20 protein-coding genes are annotated in these 21,737 nt (G+C 39.5%); 15 read left to right on the top strand and 5 right to left on the bottom strand.

Features of this window, described 5'->3' with window-relative positions; translation table 11 throughout:
* Positions 1 to 18 precede the first annotated feature (18 nt).
* From smpB to ACKTS5_RS11855, 5 genes are read left to right on the top strand one after another with little or no spacing between them, the layout of a single operon-like run.
* Complete coding sequence (gene smpB, locus ACKTS5_RS11875) at positions 19 to 477, top strand: SsrA-binding protein SmpB (RefSeq protein WP_408044091.1); 459 nt, start codon at positions 19 to 21, stop codon at positions 475 to 477.
* Positions 477 to 1,373 carry a UbiA family prenyltransferase gene (locus ACKTS5_RS11870; RefSeq protein WP_408044090.1) on the top strand — a complete coding sequence of 299 codons (897 nt, stop codon included), beginning with the start codon at positions 477 to 479 and terminating at the stop codon, positions 1,371 to 1,373. The genes smpB and ACKTS5_RS11870 overlap by 1 nt, the downstream gene beginning before the upstream one ends.
* A complete protein-coding gene (locus tag ACKTS5_RS11865) occupies positions 1,363 to 1,944 on the top strand; it encodes a Maf family nucleotide pyrophosphatase (protein ID WP_408044089.1) in 582 nt (193 codons plus the stop codon). The genes ACKTS5_RS11870 and ACKTS5_RS11865 overlap by 11 nt, the downstream gene beginning before the upstream one ends.
* Positions 1,945 to 1,996: 52 nt before the next feature.
* Complete coding sequence (locus tag ACKTS5_RS11860) at positions 1,997 to 2,947, top strand: transketolase family protein (protein ID WP_408044088.1); 951 nt, start codon at positions 1,997 to 1,999, stop codon at positions 2,945 to 2,947.
* A 49-nt stretch (positions 2,948 to 2,996) separates the two neighbouring features.
* Entirely contained in the window at positions 2,997 to 3,602 is a 606-nt protein-coding gene (locus ACKTS5_RS11855; protein ID WP_408044087.1) for a porin family protein, read from the top strand.
* 65 nt (positions 3,603 to 3,667) lie between these two features.
* On the opposite strand, the gene ACKTS5_RS11850 is transcribed toward ACKTS5_RS11855, so the two are convergent.
* On the bottom strand, positions 3,668 to 4,573 hold the full coding sequence (locus ACKTS5_RS11850; protein ID WP_408044086.1) for a lysophospholipid acyltransferase family protein: 906 nt from the start codon (positions 4,571 to 4,573) through the stop codon (positions 3,668 to 3,670).
* A gap of 370 nt (positions 4,574 to 4,943) precedes the next feature.
* Between ACKTS5_RS11850 and ACKTS5_RS11845 the strand changes: the two genes are divergently transcribed.
* The 4 genes from ACKTS5_RS11845 to ACKTS5_RS11830 all read left to right on the top strand — a co-directional run bounded on the left by ACKTS5_RS11845 (position 4,944) and on the right by ACKTS5_RS11830 (position 10,736).
* A complete protein-coding gene (locus ACKTS5_RS11845) occupies positions 4,944 to 5,504 on the top strand; it encodes an RNA polymerase sigma factor (RefSeq protein ID WP_408044085.1) in 561 nt (186 codons plus the stop codon).
* On the top strand, positions 5,494 to 6,339 hold the full coding sequence (locus ACKTS5_RS11840) for a hypothetical protein (protein ID WP_408044084.1): 846 nt from the start codon (positions 5,494 to 5,496) through the stop codon (positions 6,337 to 6,339). The genes ACKTS5_RS11845 and ACKTS5_RS11840 overlap by 11 nt, the downstream gene beginning before the upstream one ends.
* A 56-nt stretch (positions 6,340 to 6,395) precedes the next feature.
* The gene (locus tag ACKTS5_RS11835) at positions 6,396 to 7,454 is read left to right on the top strand and encodes a hypothetical protein (RefSeq protein WP_408044083.1); all 1,059 of its coding nucleotides are present in this window, start codon (positions 6,396 to 6,398) and stop codon (positions 7,452 to 7,454) included.
* 96 nt (positions 7,455 to 7,550) lie between these two features.
* Positions 7,551 to 10,736: a TonB-dependent receptor gene (locus ACKTS5_RS11830; RefSeq protein WP_408044082.1), complete on the top strand. Its 3,186-nt coding sequence runs from the start codon at positions 7,551 to 7,553 to the stop codon at positions 10,734 to 10,736.
* A 57-nt stretch (positions 10,737 to 10,793) separates the two neighbouring features.
* Here the strand turns inward: ACKTS5_RS11830 and pepT are convergent, their stop codons facing one another.
* From pepT to ACKTS5_RS11815, 3 genes are all read right to left on the bottom strand, one after another.
* Entirely contained in the window at positions 10,794 to 12,032 is a 1,239-nt protein-coding gene (pepT, locus tag ACKTS5_RS11825; RefSeq protein ID WP_408044081.1) for a peptidase T, read from the bottom strand.
* Between the two features lie 107 nt (positions 12,033 to 12,139).
* Positions 12,140 to 12,694, bottom strand: coding sequence for a hypothetical protein (locus ACKTS5_RS11820; protein ID WP_408044080.1), 555 nt, complete (start codon positions 12,692 to 12,694; stop codon positions 12,140 to 12,142).
* On the bottom strand, positions 12,687 to 13,769 hold the full coding sequence (locus ACKTS5_RS11815) for a DUF3810 domain-containing protein (protein ID WP_408044079.1): 1,083 nt from the start codon (positions 13,767 to 13,769) through the stop codon (positions 12,687 to 12,689). Before ACKTS5_RS11815 ends, ACKTS5_RS11820 begins: the two co-directional genes overlap by 8 nt.
* Positions 13,770 to 13,897: 128 nt before the next feature.
* Here ACKTS5_RS11815 and dnaB point away from each other — a divergent pair, with 128 nt between their 5' ends.
* The 4 genes from dnaB (at position 13,898) to bshA (ending at position 18,981) form a co-directional block, all read left to right on the top strand.
* A complete protein-coding gene (dnaB, locus tag ACKTS5_RS11810) occupies positions 13,898 to 15,430 on the top strand; it encodes a replicative DNA helicase (protein WP_408044078.1) in 1,533 nt (510 codons plus the stop codon).
* A gap of 69 nt (positions 15,431 to 15,499) precedes the next feature.
* Positions 15,500 to 16,765 (top strand): asparagine synthetase B, encoded by a 1,266-nt coding sequence (locus tag ACKTS5_RS11805; protein ID WP_408044077.1) that lies wholly within the window; start codon positions 15,500 to 15,502, stop codon positions 16,763 to 16,765.
* 112 nt (positions 16,766 to 16,877) lie between these two features.
* Entirely contained in the window at positions 16,878 to 17,723 is an 846-nt protein-coding gene (locus tag ACKTS5_RS11800) for a transketolase (protein WP_408044076.1), read from the top strand.
* Between the two features lie 124 nt (positions 17,724 to 17,847).
* Positions 17,848 to 18,981, top strand: a complete 1,134-nt coding sequence (bshA, locus tag ACKTS5_RS11795) for an N-acetyl-alpha-D-glucosaminyl L-malate synthase BshA (RefSeq protein ID WP_408044075.1) — start codon at positions 17,848 to 17,850, stop codon at positions 18,979 to 18,981.
* Between the two features lie 15 nt (positions 18,982 to 18,996).
* On the opposite strand, the gene aroB is transcribed toward bshA, so the two are convergent.
* A complete protein-coding gene (gene aroB / locus ACKTS5_RS11790; protein ID WP_408044074.1) occupies positions 18,997 to 20,055 on the bottom strand; it encodes a 3-dehydroquinate synthase in 1,059 nt (352 codons plus the stop codon).
* A gap of 100 nt (positions 20,056 to 20,155) precedes the next feature.
* On the opposite strand from aroB, the gene ACKTS5_RS11785 reads away from it, so the two are divergent.
* Together ACKTS5_RS11785 and ACKTS5_RS11780 are read left to right on the top strand one after the other, a co-directional pair.
* Complete coding sequence (locus ACKTS5_RS11785) at positions 20,156 to 21,322, top strand: proline dehydrogenase family protein (RefSeq protein ID WP_408044073.1); 1,167 nt, start codon at positions 20,156 to 20,158, stop codon at positions 21,320 to 21,322.
* Positions 21,322 to 21,678 carry an LETM1 domain-containing protein gene (locus ACKTS5_RS11780; protein WP_408044072.1) on the top strand — a complete coding sequence of 119 codons (357 nt, stop codon included), beginning with the start codon at positions 21,322 to 21,324 and terminating at the stop codon, positions 21,676 to 21,678. Before ACKTS5_RS11785 ends, ACKTS5_RS11780 begins: the two co-directional genes overlap by 1 nt.
* Positions 21,679 to 21,737 lie beyond the last annotated feature (59 nt).

The raw sequence follows: 21,737 nt of genomic DNA, 5'->3' as shown, positions 1-21,737 counted from the left end.
GTATATTTGCTTTTAATTATGCAAAAGAACATCAATATACAGAATAAAAAAGCTCGGTTTGAATACGAGATTTTAGATAAATATACAGCGGGTATCCAATTGACAGGTACAGAGATTAAATCGATTCGTTTGAGCAAGGCTAGAATTACGGAAAGTTTTTGTGAATTTAATGAGCGAGGAGAGCTTTTTGTAGTTAATATGTATATCGAAGAATACGCTTTTGGTCATCATTACAATCACAAGCCCAAAAGTGAACGTCGCTTGTTATTAAACAAGAGAGAGTTGAAGAAATTGCATCGCGAAGTTGAAGCAAAGGGAAATACCATCGTTCCGTTAAAACTCTTTATCAATGAAAATGGATGGGCGAAACTCGATATTGCGTTGGCAAGAGGTAAAAAAACACACGATAAAAGACAAACGATGAAAGATCGCGATAACAAACGCGATTTGGCTAGACTAAAAAAGAGTTTTAATTAATGAGCTTGAACTTTTTCAAAATAATACATTGGAAAAAACTACTGTACATTGTTTTAGTACAATTTTTGTTCAAGATTTGTTTTTTACACGATCAGGGCTTTGAGACACGCTTGTCGTTTTGGCTTTTTGGTCTGTTGTCCTTGGCGACAGTATTTACCTTGGCCTCGGGGTATTTGACCAGCTATTCGGTGCGCAAGTACCATCAAAAACATTTAAAATATACCGTCAAAAGAGCTATGGGCGCGGCAGTACTGTCTGTACTAGCGGCACTCGCTCTGTGTACCTTTGTATCGCTGCAAATACAAGAGCCTTTATACGTACTCATAGGAATCGTCGCGGTAATCTTAGTCAATGTATATTCTATATACGTGACAAAAAAAACGTTTTTTAGTAATATTATTAACGCTTTCGTAAAAACGATAAGCGTACTTACCGTATGGTGGTTTGATACTCCTGTTGGCTTAAACGAAGAACAATGGGATGTGTATTTTAAGTTGCAACTGATAGCGATGTTTTATGTTTCAGTGTCTTTTTTAGGAAATATCGTCCGAGAAACGGTTAGAGATATTGTCAATATTAATCACGATTACACCTATGCCCATAAAACGATTCCCATAGTTTTGGGAAGAAAAAGAGCAAAGAATATAGCCTTAATTATTGCATTTATAGCGAGTTTAATAGTGTTTGCTTTTGCGATAGTTTTTATCAAAAATAAATTTATACTTACCACTATTTTACTATTGGGAACCTTTCCTGAAATGTATTTCATTTATCACCTACTCAACGCCAGAACACAGCGAGAATTTCAGTTTCTGTTAAAAATATCGGCTGTATTGTACGCATTGGCGTTGTTAAGTGTTCCTGTAGTAGCCTATTATTTTAGATATGTCATTTAATAATTTAAAAGATTACCAGCTGATACTGGCTTCGGGATCACCGCGAAGACAACAGCTACTCCGTGATTTGGATATCGATTTTGTCGTCGATGTCAGACCGGTTGATGAGGTGTATCCGGCTACCCTAAAAGGTGCCGAGATTACAGAATTCCTCGCAAAATTAAAATCGGAGTCCTTCGCAACAAACTGTTCAGAAAAGGATATTGTCATTACCTCTGATACCATTGTTTGGTTGGCTGATGAAGCCCTAGGGAACCCCAAAGATTTTAAAGAAGCGGAAAACATGCTCTTAAAATTGTCAGGAAAAGAGCACGAAGTAATTACTTCGGTATGCTTGCGAAGGGGAAATCAGCTCACTGTTTTTAGTGATACCGTGCGCGTTTTCTTTAAAACACTGACACTCGATGAAATCCATTACTACATAAATACGTACAAACCATACGATAAAGCTGGAGCTTACGGTATTCAAGAGTGGATTGGAAAAATAGGAATTGACAAGATTGAAGGGAGCTATTTTACAGTGATGGGCTTTCCCGTTCATAAACTTTATAAAGAATTAAAAAAAATATAACTCGGGTGTGCATTAAAAGTTTATTTTTGACCCGTATTTACAACACATACTAATGAAGAAATATACGTATACAGAGAAGAAAGATACCCGTTCAGGATTTGGAGATGGGTTAACAGAATTAGGTAAAACGAACCCGGATGTCGTTGCCTTATGTGCCGATTTAACAGGGTCGTTGAAAATGAATGACTTTGCGAACAATCATCCAGAGCGTTTTTACCAGGTAGGAATCGCCGAGGCTAACATGATGGGGATCGCAGCTGGTTTGACGATTGGAGGAAATATTCCTTTTACTGGAACGTTTGCGAACTTTTCGACAGGTCGTGTATACGATCAAATTCGTCAGTCAATTGCCTACTCTGATAAAAACGTGAAAATTTGTGCTTCTCACGCCGGATTAACTTTAGGAGAAGACGGTGCTACCCATCAAATTTTAGAAGATATTGGTTTGATGAAAATGCTACCTGGAATGACCGTTATCAATACTTGTGATTACAGTCAAACCAAAGAGGCTACCAAAGCAATTGCTGCACACGAAGGTCCAGTTTATTTAAGATTTGGACGTCCAAAGGTGCCTGTATTCATGACGGATATGCCGTTTGAAATCGGGAAAGCGATTCAATTGACTGAAGGAACCGATGTAACTATAGTAGCTACTGGTCATTTGGTTTGGGAGGCATTACAGGCTGCCGAGCAATTGGAAGCTAAAGGTATTTCTGCTGAAGTAATCAATATTCATACTATTAAGCCATTAGATGAAGAAGCGATTTTAAAGTCTGTGGCAAAAACAGGGTGTATCGTAACTGCTGAAGAACACAATAAGTTCGGAGGTCTTGGAGAAAGCGTTGCACGTTGTTTAGCAACCAACAATCCAACACCACAAGAATTCGTTGCTGTAAACGATAGTTTCGGGGAATCAGCAACTCCTGCAGAGCTTATGGAGAAGTACGGATTGAATGATGTTGCCATTGTTGCTGCTGTTGAGAAAGTAATAAGCAGAAAATAATTTGTTGAACCTCGCGTTCTACTATAGAAATTTAAAAAGCAAAACGATTATGAAAAAATTTGCATTAGCGTTAATAGCATTAGTCGCTTTTATTCAAACTTCACAAGGGCAAATCGCCTTTGGTATAAAGGGAGGAATTAACTACAACTCGGATTCGTTCCGTGAAGTATCGACCGATATTTTGGAAGGTGCTAAAAGTAGAACAGGTTTTCATGCGGGGATTTGGACTCGAATCAAGATTCCTGTAATTGGTTTGTACGTGCGTCCAGAATTGGTGTATACCAATTTGAAAAGTGAATACAAAGCAAAGGGAAGTAATACGATGGCTACCTATAACTTTCAGAAAATCGATATTCCTGTATTGTTGGGAAAACGCTTTCTTAAGGTAGCACATGTATTTGCAGGTCCTTCTTTTCAGTATGTAATTAATGGAGATTTTAATTTACAAACCCTAGGAAATGTCGTTACAGAAGCCGATGGTTTAACTGTGGGATTACAAATGGGTGCTGGTGTTGAATTGGGTAAAATAGGTTTGGATGTACGTTGGGAACGCGCTTTTTCTGATGTAGAGTCTAAGTTTATTAGCGGAAGCAATACAGAACGATTTGATACGAGAGTAAATCAAATAATTGTAGGATTATCGTACAGATTTTAAGAGACGGTTCTTCAAAGATCATAAAAAAAACCGAGTGTTTCGAAACACTCGGTTTTTTTTGTTTATTATGACTTCTTCTGATGTGCCAGCCATTCGTCATAGCTGTGCTCGTGCTTAAAGCGTTTGTGTGACCATAAATAATATCCAGGTTGTTTGCGAATCGCCATTTCTGTCAGTCGTAAGTATTCATCGATAACATCAAAATTCTGATAGCTCTTAGGTTCGTCTGTTATCAAGGTCAACTCGGCTTCGTAATAACCTCTTTTAACCTTTTCAACAGAGTAGTTTACCACCGCAAAATTGAACTTTTTAGAAAGGGTTGCGGCTCCTGTGTGTACTGGTACTTTAATTCCAAAGAACTCAGTCCAATACGTGGCGCGCAACAACATAGGAGACTGATCGCTGAGTAGGAGGTACAATCCCGTTTTATTAGCTTTGTAATTTTTGAACATCGTTTTTACGGTATCTTCTGATTTTACAGTAATGACACCAAAGCGTGAACGCATATTTTTAACTACTTTATCAAAATACGGGTTGGCCAATTTTGTATACGATGCATAAACCGGAGGATCTAAGGCCAACGGAATACTAAAAAACCACTCCCAATTGGCTTGATGCGCACCAACCAAGGCAATGCTTCTGCCTTCAGCAGCTAAATTATTTACTAATTCAGGGTTTTTAAATCGATATCTTTTGGCAATTTCTTTTTTACTGATGGTCAGTGATTTGACACTCTCCATCATTATGTCTAAGAAATGCCTAAAAAACTTTTTACAAAGTCTGTCAATTTCTTCGTTGGACTTTTCCGGGAAAGCCTTTCTTAAATTGTCCTTAACAACCGTTTTTCGATATCCTATGAGGTAGTAAAGTACGTAAAATAAAAAGTCTGAAAAGACATATAGCACCCGTAAAGGCAGCATTGATAAGCACCAGAGTATTGGGTAGCTTATGAAGTATACTATAAAATTCATCTGTCTGATTTAGCTTGCAAATATCGGGTTTTATCAAATAAGATAAAAGTGAGAACTCTAAATACTCTGCAGAAAGTGCGTTCTAGTAAAGCCCAATCAGAAAAATAAAAGTTTTGGAAAATAGTTAAAATTGTTTTTTTTCTGTTTTTAACGAAAAAAAGGTGATAATCAGTGTTTTTCCTGAGAAAAAACTGAGTTATATGGCTATCTTTGAGTAAAAATAAGAAATTAGTGATCCCCCCGTATTTATCATTCTAATTTTAGTGAGAGCTCTCCAATTAATTTTTAATTGGGGAGTTTTTACTTTTCAGGCAACCTTTTTTAAATTGCAATCGTCTATACAAGTGTAAGCAACAAAAGCTAAAGCGAATTGAAAGTAATAGCCCTTCATAAAACCACGAGTTCATTATTAGCGAAAGCTGTGAAAAAAGACAGAGAAGCGCAGCAACAAATTTTTGAACTATACGCTCCTAAAATGTTAGGGGTGTGCAGACAGTACGTAAAAGATATGCACCACGCGGAAGAAATGATGCTGTCAGGGTTTTTAAAAGTATTTACCCACCTAGCGAAATTCAAAAACGAAGGAAGTTTTGAGGGATGGATACGTAAAATAATGGTGAATACCTGTCTTACGCACTTAAAAAAGAAACGTGTTTTTGAGTATACTGATGACGAGTACCAATTTGTGGAGAGTGCAACCGACAATTTGGAAGGTACCCATGTAGAAGATATTCAACGTTTGATAGATGGGCTACCCGAAGGATACAAAGTGGTTTTCAATTTGTACGCTATTGAAGGGTATAAGCATGCTGAAATTGCTGATAGGTTAGGAATCTCTATCAGCACATCCAAATCCCAATTGTTTAAGGCTAGAAAGTTGTTGCAAGCAAATTATGTTAAATTGAATACACTTAAAGAAGATGGAAAATAATAAGGAGTTTGATCAGTTGATAAAGCGTCAGTTTTCTGATCGAGAACTAACGCCTTCCAATTCTGCTTGGGAACGAATGGTGTCTAAGTTAGAGGAAGAAGAGCAGCAAACAGCAAAACGCCGCAATTGGAGATGGCTAAACATAGCGGCGGCAGTAGTAGTACTCTTCAGTGTAGCCTTGTGGTTTACCGCTGCTGAGAAGCCCCTTTCACAGCCAGATGAAATGGCCGAAACTTCCATTGATTCAACGAAGACAAGAGAGAAGGATTCTAACAAGGAACAGCTACATCAGAAGTCTGCTCCGCAATTGGCTAAAAATTCGACAACTATTGCCATGACGAAAAGGATAAAAGCATCCTCCGATAGGAAGTCGAAAGATGAGAAGACTGTACTCGTAACACAAGTTGAAGCGGATAGTCACTTGTTAAAAGAGGTTGGAAAAATGACACCTTTGGAAGAAGTGACTGCCCCAGTAACAGCAGTTGCAGAAAATAGGGACCATCAACTTAATACTTCCAAAGAGCAGAGTACCGTAAATAAGACGTTAAAACAGCAATCAAGAATACAGGTGAGTGGAGATGACTTGTTGTATGCAGTGACGCATAATGCGGAAGAAGTAAAGCAATATTACATCGCACAACGCATGACGAGAAAAAGTATGCTCGACAGTATTCGCAAAGAATTTACAAAATTCAAATTGAACATTGATGCAGAAGAGTTCTTGGCGGCGGCTGAGGAGGAATTGATCAATGAAGAGTTTAAGGGGGATTTTTTGGATAAACTAAAAATTAAAATTTCAGACATCGCTGTTGCCGTAGCAGAGAGAAATAAATAAAAATAAAGGACTGTGTATTCACCAGTCTATTTACAAAACATTTAATACTAATTATTATGATAAGAATACTATTAATACTAGTGTTGTTAAGCACGACTATGGTTTTTTCTCAAGAAAAGACCTTTGAAAAAGAAGTAAAGAAAATATCGAAAACGATCGATAAAATTACGAAAACCCAGAAAGATTCACTCAAAGAAAAGGTGCGCCTCATCAATGCAGCTTTGGCCGAAGAAAAAATTACTCCAGGAGAAGCGAAAAAACAAAAGAAACAAGCAGCTGAGTATCACGCCAAAGAAATTGCTCGTAAAGTTGGGATTCAGGAGTACAAATTGCAGCAACTCGTACAAGACAAAACCGATGGTAAAATTGCGAGCTCTGACGATGATGCCTTCACGGTGAGTTTTTTTGAAAAGGATTTTGTAGTTTTTGAAACCAACAGAAGGAAAAAGAAATTTCGAGGCCAAAGAGACAAGCGTACAACCACTCAAATAGTGTTTGCAATGGGGGTGAATAATGTGTTGGAAAATAATCAATTGAGTAGTTTAAACGATTCGAAATACAAGTTTTGGCAGTCCCATTTTTACGAAATTGGTTTTACGTTTAAAACGCGTATGTCCAAATTACCATCAAAGACGTATTTTAAATATGGATTGTCTTTTTTGTGGAACAATTTACGTGCAAAAAACAATCAATATCACGTATTACAACCGAACTCTCTAGGTTTACAAGTGCATGGTCGTCCCTTGTCGGAAAGCAGATTGCGACACGTACAAATGACTTTTCCGATGCATTTAGAATTCGATTTTACGGATAATAAAGTGTTGTCAGATAAACGAGTGGTTGATGATACGCACGATGCCTTGCGTATTGGAATTGGAGGATTTTTCGGATTTAAACTCGGAACGAGGCAGTATTTAGAGTATGTTAATGCCGAAGGCATTCGCGTTGAAGAAGTGCAAAAAGGAGATTTCAATATGAATACCATCAACTACGGTTTGAGTACGTATGTCGCTTATCAAGGCATAGGACTCTATGTTAAATACGATCTAAATCCACTGTTTAAAAACTCAAAAACTCGAAATATAGCTATGGGAGTCCGTTTAGATATCAATTAAATAGCGTTTAAAAAATAGTTAAATATCAGAGAGGGAACTGTTAAAGTATTTTAGAGACATTTGTTATTTTTAGAGTATCAATAAAATCAAATGAACATGAGAAAAATTTTAACAGTTTTCTTTTTTTTCACCTGGTTCGGGCTTTTTTCCCAAGTGACCACTTCGAAAATTAAAGGAATTGTAACGGATACAGCGGGCGAACCGCTGTTTGGTGCCAATGTGCAAGTAAAACATCAACCAACAGGGACGGTTGCAGGAGCAATTGCTCAAGACAACGGTCGTTTTACCATTCCAAACTTACGCGTTGGAGGTCCCTATACGGTAACGATTAGTTATGTAGGATTTAAGAGTTTTGAAGTAGAAGCCGTGTTCTTGACACTCGGGAAAACTACGGAAATTAATGCTGTACTCGCTGAGGAAGGCATGGCTTTGGAAGAGGTCGTCATTTCGACATCTAGAAACAAAACATTTAACAGCGATCGCACAGGTGCACAGACAAGTGTGAGTGCCACCCAATTAAAAACCTTGCCGACTATTTCGCGATCGGCGGCCGATTTTACGCGTTTGGAGCCCACAGCTAGTAATGGTTCCTTTGGAGGACGAAATGATCAGTTCAATAATTTCTCTTTAGACGGTTCGATCTTTAATAATCCTTTTGGTTTGGATGCAGCAACTCCAGGTGGTCAAACCGATGCACAGCCTGTTTCGCTAGACGCCATTGAGCAAATTTCCGTTGCCACGGCTCCTTATGATGTTACCTTGTCTGGTTTTACTGGAGCCTCTGTAAATGCCGTTACGAAAAGCGGAACCAATGAATTTAAAGGAACAGTTTACGGATTTTTTAGAAATCAAGACATGACAGGAGGAGCGATTAAGGGCCAAGAGGTGGTAAAGCCTAAGTTGTCGCAAAGCCAGTACGGGGTGAGTATTGGTGGTCCACTAATAGAAGATACCTTGTTCTTTTTTGCAAATTTTGAAAAGGACGATCGAGAAGATCTCGGAACCAATGGATGGATTCCGAATAATGGAGACGGGGTAACAGCAGTAAATGAGTCTTCTGTTTTGGAGTCCGATTTAATTGCCGTGAGTTCAGCGTTGCGTGCCTTGGGATATGAAACAGGGGCGTATCGAGATTTTACATTTACTTCGGGATCAACCAAAGGGCTGTTTAAGCTGGACTGGAATCTGAATGCCAAGCATCGTATGGCCTTAGTATATAATTTTTTACGAGCGTCAAAAGAAAAGCCGGCACATCCGACAGCATTAGGTTTGAGAGGACCGAGTGCGAATATGCTGCAGTTTCAAAACTCGGGATATGAAATCAATAACAATATAGATTCCTTTTTATTGGAGCTGAACTCGACGTTTAATGAAACGACGACTAATAAATTGCAAATAGGGTATACCTATTTCGATGATTTTAGAAATCCCTTGTCAACTCCAGCTCCGGTGATAGCCATTCAAAACGGGGCCGGAAGTAATCATATTATTGCGGGGCACGAACCCTTTTCAATTAATAACAAATTAGATCAACGCGTGTGGCAGCTGACAAATAATATGAACTTTTTTAAAGGAGATCACACGTTTACGATAGGATTTTCTTTTGAAAAATTCATGTTTCAGAATTCCTTTAACCTGACCAATTACGAGTCGTTTAATTTCGGAATATTCCCGTATTACGGATTGTTTAATCCTTATCCAGATGTTGCGACTTTCTTGGCCAATGCGCAGCCGGGAGGCGTTGTAGCTCAGTATTTAGCTGCTACCCAACAGGCCTATGACCGATTTAATGCCAACGGAACTGGAAATGACGGAGGTTGGAAACTTTCGGAACTCAATGTAGGGCAATTGGCATTTTATATGCAAGATGAATGGGAGCTTAATGAGGCGTTTAAACTGACGTATGGAATCCGCTTTGATAAACCTTTGTACTTTGATACAGCTTCTCTCGTTCAAAAGTTTATCGATACCGATAATGGTGCGACCAGAAATAATGCGATTCAATATTTTAATCCGAATACCGGCCAAGAAGTGAGCCTTAACTCGACAAAAATGCCGACAAATCAATGGTTGGTGTCGCCGAGACTCGGCTTTAATTGGAATGTGAACAAAGAAAATAAACTTCAAATCCGCGGAGGAACTGGAGTGTTTACAGGACGATTGCCCTTTGTTTGGTTAGGAAATCAGGTGAGTGGTGCAGACGATGGTTTTTTCCAGATAGTTGCACCTGACTTTAAATTCCCGCAGGTCTGGCGATCTAATTTGGGAGCCGATTATCGATTCGAGAATGGAGTGGTGTTCACAGCAGATGTGTCGTATACCAAAGATATTAATGGTGCGCACGTTCAGAATTGGGGACTTAGAACACCTACAGAGCGATTGACTGGAGTAGACAATCGCGAGTACTATACCAACAAAGGAAACAATGCCTATGTGTTCACCAATTCGGACAAAGGACGAGTGTACAACGCTTCGTTTAAGTTGACAAAGACGTTTGACAACGGTTTATACACCAATGTAGCTTACAGTTATTTGAATGCTAAAGATGTAAACTCTATCGAAGCTGAGATTACCGGTGATGCCTTTGCTTTTAATCCAGTAGTGGGCAATGCCAATACCGATGTGTTGAGTTATTCAAAGTACGGAGATACGCATCGAATTATAGGGGTTGCATCAAAAAAATTCAGTTACGGAGGTGACAGATTTGCAACTACCATAACCGCTTTTTTTGAATATGCTCAAGGAGGGCGTTTTAATTATACTTACGGAGGAGATATCAATAATGACGGTTCCGCGGTCAACGATTTGTTATACATACCAACGACAACAGAACTCAATCAAATGCAGTTTACAACACCAGCACAGAGAACGGCTTTTGAATCGTTTTTACAGCAAGACGCGTATTTGAGTTCGAGAAGAGGGCAGTATGCCGAACGCTACGGTGCTTTGGCTCCTTGGCGTGGACGTTGGGATATCAAGGTGTTGCAAGACTTTAAACTAAAGTTTACTGATAAGAAGGAACACACTATTCAATTGAGTATAGATATTTTGAACGTCGGGAATTTATTGAATTCTGATTGGGGAGTTGTACAAGTACCAACCAATGTACAGCCTTTAGGGGTGAGGTTCCCAGATGCAAATCCCGATCCAGCAGTTTACCAAGCTGATTATACCCAACAACCTATCTACAGTTTTGATTCGGAGCTAAAAGAAACTTTTAGTGCTGACAGTAGTTTATTGTCGCGATGGCAAATGCAATTGGGCTTGCGCTATATCTTTTAAATAAAAAAATCCAGAGCTTAGCTCTGGATTTTCTTTTTATAGTATGTAGCAAATGGCTTAGGCAAATTTTTGACCTACCTTTTCAGCGATTCCTACGATTACTTGGCTTGCTTTAACGATGCTTTCTGCAGGAACGTATTCGTAACGTCCGTGGAAATTATGTCCTCCAGCAAAGATGTTTGGACAAGGGAGTCCTTTGTAAGAAAGCTGTGAACCGTCAGTTCCACCTCGTATAGGCTTGATGATAGGTGTAATACCCATATCATTCATAACTTCCTCTGCGATATCTACGATATGCATTACCGGAGTCACCTTTTCTTTCATATTAAAGTATTGATCCTTGATTTGAACCTCTATGAGTTCTTTTCCTAAGTGCTCATTCATTTCCTTAGCAACGTTTAGCATGAACTCCTTGCGTTGTTGAAACAAATCCATATCGTGGTCGCGGATAATATAGTGGAGTGTAGTACTTTCTACAGCTCCTTCCATGTGGTGTAAGTGGAAAAATCCTTCGTAGCCTGTAGTGCGCTCAGGTACTTCTTCTTTAGGGAGTTTGCTGATAAACTCACTGGCAATAGTCATAGAGTTAACCATTTTACCTTTAGCGTACCCAGGGTGAACAATTTTACCTTGTATATGTACTTTAGCACCAGCGGCATTGAAGTTTTCGTATTCCAATTCACCAATTTGACTACCGTCCATGGTATACGCCCATTCAGCGCCAAATTTTTCAACATCAAACATGTGTGCTCCTTTCCCCACTTCTTCGTCTGGAGTGAAGCAGATACGTATTTTTCCGTGTTTAATTTGAGGATTTTGAAGTAGGTACTCCATAGCTGAAACGATTTCAGTGACTCCAGCCTTATCATCAGCACCTAAAAGAGTAGTTCCGTCCGTGGTAATGATCGTTTGTCCTTTGTATTGCAATAAATCGTCAAAATAACTCGGAGAAAGAACGATGTTCTCTTCAGCGTTTAAAACGATGTCTTGACCGTCGTAGTTTTCGTGAATTTGAGGTTTGACATTGGCACCTGTAAAATCAGGGCTCGTGTCTATATGTGCTACAAATCCAATGGTTGGAACCTCATAGTCTAAATTGCTAGGTAAGGTAGCCATTAAATAACAGTTTTCGTCAAGGGTAACCTCTGACATCCCGATATCTTTGAGTTCCTGTTCTAAGATACGTGCTAGGTCCCATTGTTTTTCCGTACTAGGAAATGCAGGGTTGTTCGGATCACTTTCTGTATCTACAGTTACGTACTTGATAAATCTGTCTATAATATGCTGTTTGTTCATGTGTCTAAATTTAGGCTTCAAAAATACTTATACGATTTGAAATACTTGCTATACTGGAACTATAAATTACTTGAATTTGCAGGGGAAACTTAAATTTTATGGTGAAATTACAAGGTTTTAATTTTTTTAATCAGTTGAACACTTTTACAAAGGCGCTCATCGACGAGAGAATCACCGTAAATTTCAACTTTCGAATGGAGAAGCGCTTCTTCTGAAGGTTTGTGAAAAATGTTCAGGATGGTATAAGGGTAAGCGCCTTTTTTACCTTTTGCCAAGGTGTAATAGGCAGGGCTGTCATCAATGGTAAATCGCTTTGTTTTGACTTCTTTAAAGCCCATTTTCTTATTGTCACTGCTAATTTTGTCCGAAAACTTGCTGTCAATAGGAGTGCTATTGTTTAAAAAACTAATATCCATAAGGATGGAGTTTTGTAAACTAATAGTGGTATCTGCAACGAGGAGTGATGACAAACCCTCTTCGTCGTATAAACTCGTCTTCCAATGTTGAGGAATGACTATGCTAAACTTGTTGTTAAAATCCCGTACAGTTTTTTGTTTGCTGATAATTTTATAACCACTGCAATTAAAATCTTGGTCTAGGGTATGGTTAGCACAGGACATTAATAAAAAGAGTCCGAGAATTCGTAGGGGGTATTTAATCATTACTGTTGGTTTTAGTTTTGTAATATGCGATAAGCAAATCTACGACATAATCGTAAGATTCAATTCCGTGGGTTTGATTGTTGGCCTTGAGATAGCTACTGTATCCTTTCTTAAGGAGGGGTTCTATGGGGTTCTTAAAGCTGTTCCAGTGCAAATGGGTTTGGTAATAATCTTTTCGGATTCCCATACGCAAGGTCGACCTCAGATGTGCGGCCTCTTGTGGCATTCGTTTGTACATTTCATCAATGCAGTAGCGATAGGCCATGCGGTAACCTGCGTATTGAAAATAGAGGTCTTTATGGTGAATTGTGGCCAAAAATCCTAGGAAGTTGGCGTCGTTCTCCGCGGCCCAACCCAATTGATGTGCCATTTCATGGCAGGTGGTTGCGGCGTATCCGTTTAAGGGAATTTGGTAATTTACCTGCGCCTCACCAGTAATTGGATTGAAGTAGCCCGCAGTACCACCGTAAGAATGGAACAAGCTAACTAAGGAACTTTTTATAGAGCGATGATGGTATTCTAACTGAGGATAGGTATTGGCTAACACAGCAAATCCTTCCGGAGCCATTTTGTAAATAGTAGCTCTGGAATACGGAACTTTTACGACCGCAGTGTCAGAGGCCGTTAACTGGAAGTGACGGCTGTTGAGTTCGTAAATAATGCGTTCGGTAGTTTGTAGCAGCGCCTGGTCACTATAGGCTTCTTGCTGTAATTTTAGGCGCTCGGCCATAGGAGCTCTGAAGTAATTTAACCCCCAAAAAGTGTAAAAAAGAAAGTGGACTACCGATAAATAGCTGATAAATTTCAAGGATATTGGAATGAAATTTGTAAATTTAGTTCTGATGAGTTGCACGGTGCCTTTTAAGAAATAGAAAGCGAGCACAAACCCGATCACATCTCCCACAGAAAACGGTATCCAGCCTAATAAATAGCGCAGCGTTTCTGATAAAAACGGATAAAAAGATTGGCTGTAATGAGTTTCAATCCATTCAGTTTGCCCACTCAAATAGCGAATAAAGACTATTTGAATAGGTAGAAAGAGGCAGAGGAATAGGGTTGTTTTACGGTATTTCATAGCTTCAAAAATAAGAAACATACTAGGTTATCAACAAGTTAATAACATTTTTGTTTACAGGATTTGTGTAAAAAGAAAGTTGGGAGGAAACCGAGCAAATATCATCATAAAAATTTACTTTTGTCACCATGGAGAAAATGCAATCGGTACGGGGAACCAAAATAGATAAATCTAGAATCATAAGTTTAGAAAAAGGAAAGCTGCCACCTCAAGCTTTAGAGCTGGAAGAGGCGGTGTTAGGTGCGATGATGATTGATAAGAAAGGTATTGATACTGTTATTGATATCTTGCATCCGGAAGCATTTTACGATAAAAGGCATCAAGAAATCTACGAGGCCATTTACATGCTGTTCCAAAATTCGGAGCCTATTGATTTATTATCTGTTTCAAACCAATTAAAAAAGAACGCCAAACTCGAACTCGTAGGAGGTGACTTTTATTTGATCGGCTTGACGCAAAAGGTGGCCTCTTCGGCACATATTGAATTTCATTCGCGAATTATTCTCCAAAAATACATCCAGCGTAAGTTGATTAGCATTTCTTCGGAAATCATTGAAAATGCCTATGATGAAACCATGGATGTGTTTGATTTACTCGACGACGCCGAAGGGAAACTGTTCGAAGTAACCCAAGGAAACTTGAAAAAAGGAGCGGAACGAGCAGACTCTTTAGTACAACAGTCGATTACTAAGATTCAAGAAATTTCAACCAAGGAAGGAATGAGTGGTTTGGCAACAGGTTTTACCAAACTCGATGCCTTGACTTCGGGTTGGCAACCTACGGACCTTATTATTATTGCGGCTCGTCCGGGTATGGGAAAAACGGCTTTCGTAATTTCGATGGCAAAAAACATGGCTATTGAATTTAATCATGCCGTAGCAATTTTCTCACTGGAGATGTCATCGGTACAGTTGATTACGCGTATGATATCATCGGAAACAGGTTTGACTTCTGAGAAATTGCGTAAAGGGAACCTAGAGCCCCATGAATGGGAGCAGTTAAATGTCAAGGTAAAACGCTTGTCTGACGCTCCTATCTTTATCGATGATACACCGGCGCTTTCAATTTTTGATTTACGTGCAAAAGCGCGACGTTTGGTGTCGCAACACAATGTCCGTATTTTGGTTATTGACTATTTGCAGTTAATGACAGCAGGAGGAACGGCAGGTAACCGAGAACAAGAAATCTCGACCATCTCTCGTAACTTGAAAGCCTTGGCAAAAGAATTAAATGTACCAGTGATTGCGCTTTCACAGTTGTCGCGTTCGGTAGAAACTCGTGGAGGTAGTAAACGTCCGTTACTATCGGATTTACGTGAATCTGGAGCAATTGAGCAGGATGCGGATATCGTATCTTTTATTTTCCGTCCAGAATACTACGGAATGACCGAATGGGATGATGATGATCATTCACCGTGTGAAGGACAGGGAGAATTTATCGTCGCAAAACACCGTAATGGTGGTCTTGACAACATACGATTGAAATTTACCGGACACCTCGCCAAATTCTCGGATCTGGAAGAAGGCTTTAGCAGTGAATTCCAATCGAGTATGAACTCTGGCTTTAATGACGAAATAAGCTCAGGGAATTTCGCCTCACCAGAAGATGCTTTCGGCCCTTCGGAAACTGGAGGTGGAGGAATGGACGATGTTCCTTTTTAAAATTGACAAATGCGTTAAAATAAATACAAATACACAATTATATCTTATAATTGTGTATTTTAGTTTTTAATGATGAAGAACCTACTTATTTTATGTGTACTTTTTGTTCTGGGAGTTCAAAGTGCCTTTGCTGATTTCTTGTACATTCCAATGAGTCACGACAATCAAAAAAACCACTTAAAAGCCTATGGAATCGTGTACTTCGCTCTCGAAAAAGGAGTGAAAGCGAAATGGTTATTGAACTATGACGGAGGGGCATTTTTAATGGAGAATGAAGCGAGCTTGGAAAAGGAGTGTAAAATTCGTGGGGTGAGTTACCAGTTGATTAGCGCTGCAAAAGCGCAGCTTATTTTAGAAGAAATTAGTTCGCCTGCCAAAAATCAAGAGGCAGTACCCTTGGAGAAAGCTCCGAAGATAGCAGTGTATTCACCAAAGGATAAAATGCCTTGGGACGATGCCGTAACGATGGTATTGACCTATGCAGAAATTCCTTTTGACGTGGTGTATGATGAAGATGTATTGAATGACAAACTGCTAATGTACGAATGGTTGCACCTACATCACGAGGATTTTACCGGGCAATACGGTCGTTTTTACGGCGCCTATCGCACGGCACCTTGGTATGTACAGCAAAAAAAAGATGCTGAGGCTTTGGCAAAAAAACTTGGCTACACCAAGGTATCTCATGAAAAGGGAGCAGTGGCGAAAAAAATTAGAGACTACGTAATAGGAGGAGGATTCATGTTTGCCATGTGTTCGGCTACAGATAGCTTTGACATAGCCCTTGCAGCGGATGGTGTTGATATTTGTGAAACGATGTTTGACGGCGATCCTTCAGAACCTAATTATCAAGCGAAAATTGATTTTCAAAACACCTTTGCTTTTACCAACTTTGAATTGGTACGCAACCCGATGACGTATGAGTTTTCTTCGATTGATATGACGCGTAAAAGACGGATCAACAAAGAAACGGATTACTTTACACTCGGAGAATTTTCTGCAAAGTGGGATCAGGTCCCCACCATGTTAACCCAAAACCATACGCAATTAATTAAAGGTTTTATGGGGCAGACTACGGCTTTTGATCCCGCCAATGTAAAACCTACTGTGATGGTGTTAGGCGAGAGTAAGCACAACAGAGAAGCGCGATACATACACGGAACCAAGGGGAAAGGAATGTTTACTTTTTACGGTGGTCACGATCCGGAGGACTACCAACATCGCGTTGGAGATCCGAAAACAGAACTCGATTTACACCCCACTTCACCGGGATACCGTTTGATACTCAACAATGTGTTGTTCCCGGCAGCGAAAAAGAAAAAGCAAAAAACCTAAGGACTACTAAGGTCTTAAAAGTGGGGCCTTGTTGCGACGGAAAAGAAAAGAAAAAAGTAATTGCGCTATAAGCGATAATCACTTACATTTGTCGCTTAAAACAAAAACAAGAATGCCAACAACACAACAACTTCAAGATTTCACACAACAAGTTCGAAGAGATATTGTTCGAATGGTTCACGCTGTAAGTTCAGGACACCCAGGAGGTTCATTAGGATGTGCAGAATTTTTTACCTGTTTGTATCAAGAGATTATGGATTACTCTACAGATTTTGATATGAATGGAAAGAACGAAGATTTGTTTTTCTTATCTAACGGACACATTTCTCCAGTGTATTACAGTACTTTGGCTCGTAGTGGTTTCTTTCCTGTAGCGGAATTGGCTACGTTTAGAAAATTAGACACGCGTTTGCAAGGACACCCTACAACACACGAAGATTTGCCAGGAGTACGTATTGCTTCAGGATCTTTGGGGCAGGGGATGAGTGTTGCTATTGGAGCTGCGGAAGCTAAAAAGCTTAACGGTGATGACAAAACTGTGTACTCATTACACGGAGATGGAGAAATTCAAGAAGGTCAAATTTGGGAAGCAGCAATGTATGCATCTGCAAAAAAAGTAGACAATTTAATCGCAACGATTGATGTTAACGAAAAGCAAATTGACGGTACTACAGACGAGGTTTTAGCAATGGGAAGCATCAAAGCAAAATTTGAAGCTTTTGGTTGGGATGTTGTTGAAATTCAAAAAGGAAATGACGTAGAATCAATTTTGGCTGGAATGGCTGAAGCGAAGTCAAAAACAGGTAATGGTAAACCAATTTGTGTATTGTTATATACAGAAATGGGGAATGGTATCGACTTTATGATGCACACCCATGCTTGGCACGGAAAAGCTCCTAATGATGAGCAGTTAGAAAGTGCTTTAGCTCAAAATCCTGAAACTTTAGGAGATTACTAGAATAAAATACTGAGATAGAAACCGTTGTGAAAACAACGGTTTTTTTTATGATAAATTTTACATAATTCATAGTCTATTCTCGTAAATTTACTTTTATTTCCCAAACCCAATAATCAACGCAAATATGAAAATAGGTATCGTTTGCTACCCGACCTTTGGTGGTAGTGGAGTCGTGGCAACAGAATTAGGAATGGCACTGGCTGATAAAGGACACGAAGTACATTTTATCACGTATAACCAACCCGTCCGACTCGATTTTATTTCTCATAGATTGCATTTTCACGAAGTGGTTATGGAAGAATATCCACTGTTTCAATATCAACCTTACGAATTGGCCTTGTCGAGTAAAATGGTGGAAGTGGTTCAAAAATTTGAACTTGAAGTATTGCATGTACACTATGCTATTCCACATGCATATGCGGCCTACATGGCGAAAAAGATGCTCGAAGATAAGGGGATTAATGTAAAGGTCGTTACAACCTTGCACGGAACAGATATTACCTTAGTAGGGAGCCATCCTACTTACAAAACAGCAGTGGAGTTTAGCATCAACAAATCGGATGAGGTAACAACGGTATCTCAAAGCTTAAAGGAAGATACTTTGCGACTTTTCTCTATTGAAAAAGATATTAAAGTAGTCTATAATTTTATCGATGCGGAAAAGTACGATAGAGCCCATGAAGCTGAATGTAAACGCAGTGCCTTAGCAAATCCAGAAGAGCGTATTTTAACGCATATCAGTAATTTTAGACCGGTGAAAAGAACGGATGATGTAGTGCGTATTTTTGAGAAAGTGCAACGAGAGATTCCCGCGAAATTACTTATGGTAGGTGACGGTCCAGAGCGTTTAAAAGTAGAAAATTTAGTGAAAGAATTTGGGATTGAAGACCGCGTTCTATTCTTAGGAAATAGTAGCGAAGTAGCAAAAATACTCTGTTATACCGATGTCTTTTTACTCCCTTCAGAAACCGAGAGTTTCGGATTGGCTGCTTTGGAGGCGATGGCTGCCGGAACTGCAGTTATTTCAACCAATGCTGGAGGGCTTCCCGAAGTTAATATTCCCGGGAAAACCGGATATTTGAGTGCCGTGGGAGATGTTGAGGACATGGCTGCCAAAGCCCTTGAGGTATTGCGCGATGAAACTGTGCTTACGACTTTTAAATCCAATGCAAAAGCACATGTGAAAGAGTTTTCACTCAGTAAAATTTTACCCCAGTACGAGGCTATTTACAAACGTTGCTATGCTGTAGCAAAGTAAGGCAATACGCTAGTGTTAACTAGCGTAATACCTAATGCTTTCTAGAATGAGTTCTTCAGGAACGTTGCAATCTATTTTAAATGTTTCGATATCGTTTAAAAGTACGAAGTTGATCGTGCCGCCAACATTCTTTTTATCGTGCTTCATAAGCTCGTAAATTGCTGGTAAATCGGCTTCTTCGATGCTTGCTTTTCCAAAAATAGCGATCAGTCGTTCTTTGACTACGGATACCATATCGGTTGGGAACTCTAATAGCTTTGCAGAGAGGTAGGTTTCGCAAATCATACCGATGGCAATCGCCTCTCCGTGCGTTAAGTTTTCCTTGGCAGGAGATTCTAAGAAATACGATTCTACACCGTGTCCTATGGTATGTCCCCAATTCAATACTTTTCGCAATCCGCGTTCTTTAGGGTCCTCTAAAACCACTTCGTTTTTAATCGAGATGGAGCGGTGAATTAGATCGATGATGTTGACCTCTGGATTCGCAGTTATTTCTTGAAATAACTGTTGGTCATGTGTCATTCCGTATTTGATGATTTCAGCCGATCCAGAGCGAATTTCTCTAGGGTCGAGGGTGTGTAAAAATTCCGGGTCAATAACAATTAATTCCGGATTGGCAAAGACGCCAATTTGATTTTTAAGTACGCCTAAATCGATACCTGTTTTTCCACCAACTGAGGCGTCAACCATACTGAGCAAGGTTGTTGGGATATTAATAAAATCAATGCCGCGCTTAAAGGTCGAAGCGACAAAACCACCTAGATCGGTAATCACTCCTCCACCTAGGGTAATTAGCACACTTTTTCGATCGGCACCGAGCTCGGTCATAGCATTCCACAAGCCGATACAAGTATCGATGTTTTTGTGTACCTCTCCGGCATCGATTTGCAGTACCTCCATAGGTAAAGTTGTTTGAAGCAACTGCATAAATCGAGGATAACAACAACGCATCGTATTATCATCTACCAAAATAAAGATAGAAGAGTATTGTTTTTGGTCTAATAACAAAGCCAATTCTTCATAGGCTTTGTTTTCAAAGTGTATCGGGTAGCTTACCGCTTGAATAGTGGTCATTTCCTATTAATTTATAAAGTCGCAAATTAAATAGAAAAAATTGAAATATATCACCCTATACAATTATATTTGTCTTCCAATAAACCTTAACATTACGTAGTTGATGAAACTTTTTGACAACACAGAAATAGCATTCAAGTTAAAGTCCGATTCGGAGTTAGAGCGTGCGTATTTTTTATTTAAAATGATTCAAAGTCAGCCAATGGTTCGTATTGGAACAGCTGTAACCAATTTTGCGCTGAAAGCTCATTTGCCAGTAGAAGGATTGATACGTTCTACTGTTTTTGATCACTTTTGCGGTGGAGTAACGGAAGAAGATTGTTTACCGAACATCGAAAAGATGTATAGTAAAGGTAATGTATGCAGTATTTTGGACTACTCTGTTGAGGGTAAGGAAGAAGAGGATCAGTTTGAGAACGCCTTAAAAATGACCTTAAAAACAGTAGAGTTTGCGGCGGAAAAGCAGGCGATCCCTTTTGCTGTATTTAAACCAACCGGATTTGGTCGATTTGAGTTGTACCAGAAACTTACGGAAGGAGAGACGTTAACCGACGAAGAGCAAACGGAGTGGGCACGTGTCGTTGAGCGTTTTCATTTGGTGTGTAAAGCAGCCGTTGAAAAAGATGTTCCGTTGTTAATTGATGCGGAAGAAAGTTGGATGCAAGACGCAGCCGATGACCTTATTGAAGAGCTCATGGAGCAGTACAACAAGGAAAAGGCAATCGTATTCAATACCTTGCAAATGTACCGACACGATCGTATGGAATATTTGAGAAACCTACACCAACGCGCACATCAAAAAGGATTCCATATCGGAATGAAAGTTGTTCGCGGGGCTTATATGGAGAAAGAAAGAGCTCGTGCTGCTGAAAAAGGATATGAGTCGCCTATATGTGTGGATAAAGAAGCTACAGACGTTAATTACAACGAAGCTATTACCTATATGATGGAACATAAAAATATGGCGATCTTTGCAGGAACACACAACGAAGAGAGTTCGTATTTATTAATGAAATTAGCGCAAGACCATAAAATTGCCGCCGATGATAAACGCATGTGGTTCGGGCAATTGTACGGTATGAGTGATCATATTAGTTTTAACTTAGCCACAGAAAAATACAACGTAGCGAAGTACGTACCGTTTGGCCCTGTTCGCGATGTGATGCCCTACTTAATTCGCAGGGCGGAAGAAAATACTTCAGTTGCTGGACAAACCTCCAGAGAATTGAATTTATTAAAAACAGAAAAAGCTCGCCGTAAACTTTAATGAATACGGTAGATGAAATAAAAGAAGCCATTCGAAAGAATAAAAAACGTTTGGCAAAAGAACTTCAAGAGAGTAAGGAGTTGGTGTATTTAATACGTAAATCACTAACTACCTCACTCTCTGCTGAAGAAAAAACCAAGATCAAAGAGCAGATGTTAGATATCTGCAAAGCCATTCCTGCCTTTACAGTGTTTATGCTTCCAGGCGGAGCGCTATTACTTCCTTTGTTAATCAAATTGATTCCGGATATACTGCCCAGTGCGTTCCGTGAAGATGACGAAGAATTGGAAGAAAACCAGGATGACGAGGAGCGCGATGATTCGGATTCCCTTCCAGAACTACCTACTGATTCCTAAGAAATTCGGGATGATTTTTAGCAATTCTTAGCTTTCTTTTAAAAATCAAAACCCAAAAT

Origin of the sequence: Tenacibaculum litopenaei (genome assembly GCF_964514025.1) — a bacterium.
Taxonomy (GTDB): domain Bacteria; phylum Bacteroidota; class Bacteroidia; order Flavobacteriales; family Flavobacteriaceae; genus Polaribacter; species Polaribacter litopenaei.
The sequence above is the reverse complement of the archived record's forward strand: the minus strand, read 5'-3'. Positions and strand labels throughout refer to the sequence as shown.

Excerpts from the sequence above, each read along its gene's own strand:
- smpB (WP_408044091.1), top strand. The coding sequence starts at position 19 with ATGCAAAAGAACATCAATATACAGAATAAAAAAGCTCGGTTTGAATAC.
- ACKTS5_RS11870 (WP_408044090.1), top strand. The coding sequence starts at position 477 with ATGAGCTTGAACTTTTTCAAAATAATACATTGGAAAAAACTACTGTAC.
- ACKTS5_RS11865 (WP_408044089.1), top strand. The coding sequence starts at position 1,363 with ATGTCATTTAATAATTTAAAAGATTACCAGCTGATACTGGCTTCGGGA.
- ACKTS5_RS11860 (WP_408044088.1), top strand. The coding sequence starts at position 1,997 with ATGAAGAAATATACGTATACAGAGAAGAAAGATACCCGTTCAGGATTT.
- ACKTS5_RS11855 (WP_408044087.1), top strand. The coding sequence starts at position 2,997 with ATGAAAAAATTTGCATTAGCGTTAATAGCATTAGTCGCTTTTATTCAA.
- ACKTS5_RS11850 (WP_408044086.1), bottom strand. The coding sequence starts at position 4,573 with ATGAATTTTATAGTATACTTCATAAGCTACCCAATACTCTGGTGCTTA.
- ACKTS5_RS11840 (WP_408044084.1), top strand. The coding sequence starts at position 5,494 with ATGGAAAATAATAAGGAGTTTGATCAGTTGATAAAGCGTCAGTTTTCT.
- ACKTS5_RS11835 (WP_408044083.1), top strand. The coding sequence starts at position 6,396 with ATGATAAGAATACTATTAATACTAGTGTTGTTAAGCACGACTATGGTT.
- ACKTS5_RS11830 (WP_408044082.1), top strand. The coding sequence starts at position 7,551 with ATGAGAAAAATTTTAACAGTTTTCTTTTTTTTCACCTGGTTCGGGCTT.
- pepT (WP_408044081.1), bottom strand. The coding sequence starts at position 12,032 with ATGAACAAACAGCATATTATAGACAGATTTATCAAGTACGTAACTGTA.
- ACKTS5_RS11820 (WP_408044080.1), bottom strand. The coding sequence starts at position 12,694 with ATGATTAAATACCCCCTACGAATTCTCGGACTCTTTTTATTAATGTCC.
- ACKTS5_RS11815 (WP_408044079.1), bottom strand. The coding sequence starts at position 13,769 with ATGAAATACCGTAAAACAACCCTATTCCTCTGCCTCTTTCTACCTATT.
- dnaB (WP_408044078.1), top strand. The coding sequence starts at position 13,898 with ATGGAGAAAATGCAATCGGTACGGGGAACCAAAATAGATAAATCTAGA.
- ACKTS5_RS11805 (WP_408044077.1), top strand. The coding sequence starts at position 15,500 with ATGATGAAGAACCTACTTATTTTATGTGTACTTTTTGTTCTGGGAGTT.
- ACKTS5_RS11800 (WP_408044076.1), top strand. The coding sequence starts at position 16,878 with ATGCCAACAACACAACAACTTCAAGATTTCACACAACAAGTTCGAAGA.
- bshA (WP_408044075.1), top strand. The coding sequence starts at position 17,848 with ATGAAAATAGGTATCGTTTGCTACCCGACCTTTGGTGGTAGTGGAGTC.
- aroB (WP_408044074.1), bottom strand. The coding sequence starts at position 20,055 with ATGACCACTATTCAAGCGGTAAGCTACCCGATACACTTTGAAAACAAA.
- ACKTS5_RS11780 (WP_408044072.1), top strand. The coding sequence starts at position 21,322 with ATGAATACGGTAGATGAAATAAAAGAAGCCATTCGAAAGAATAAAAAA.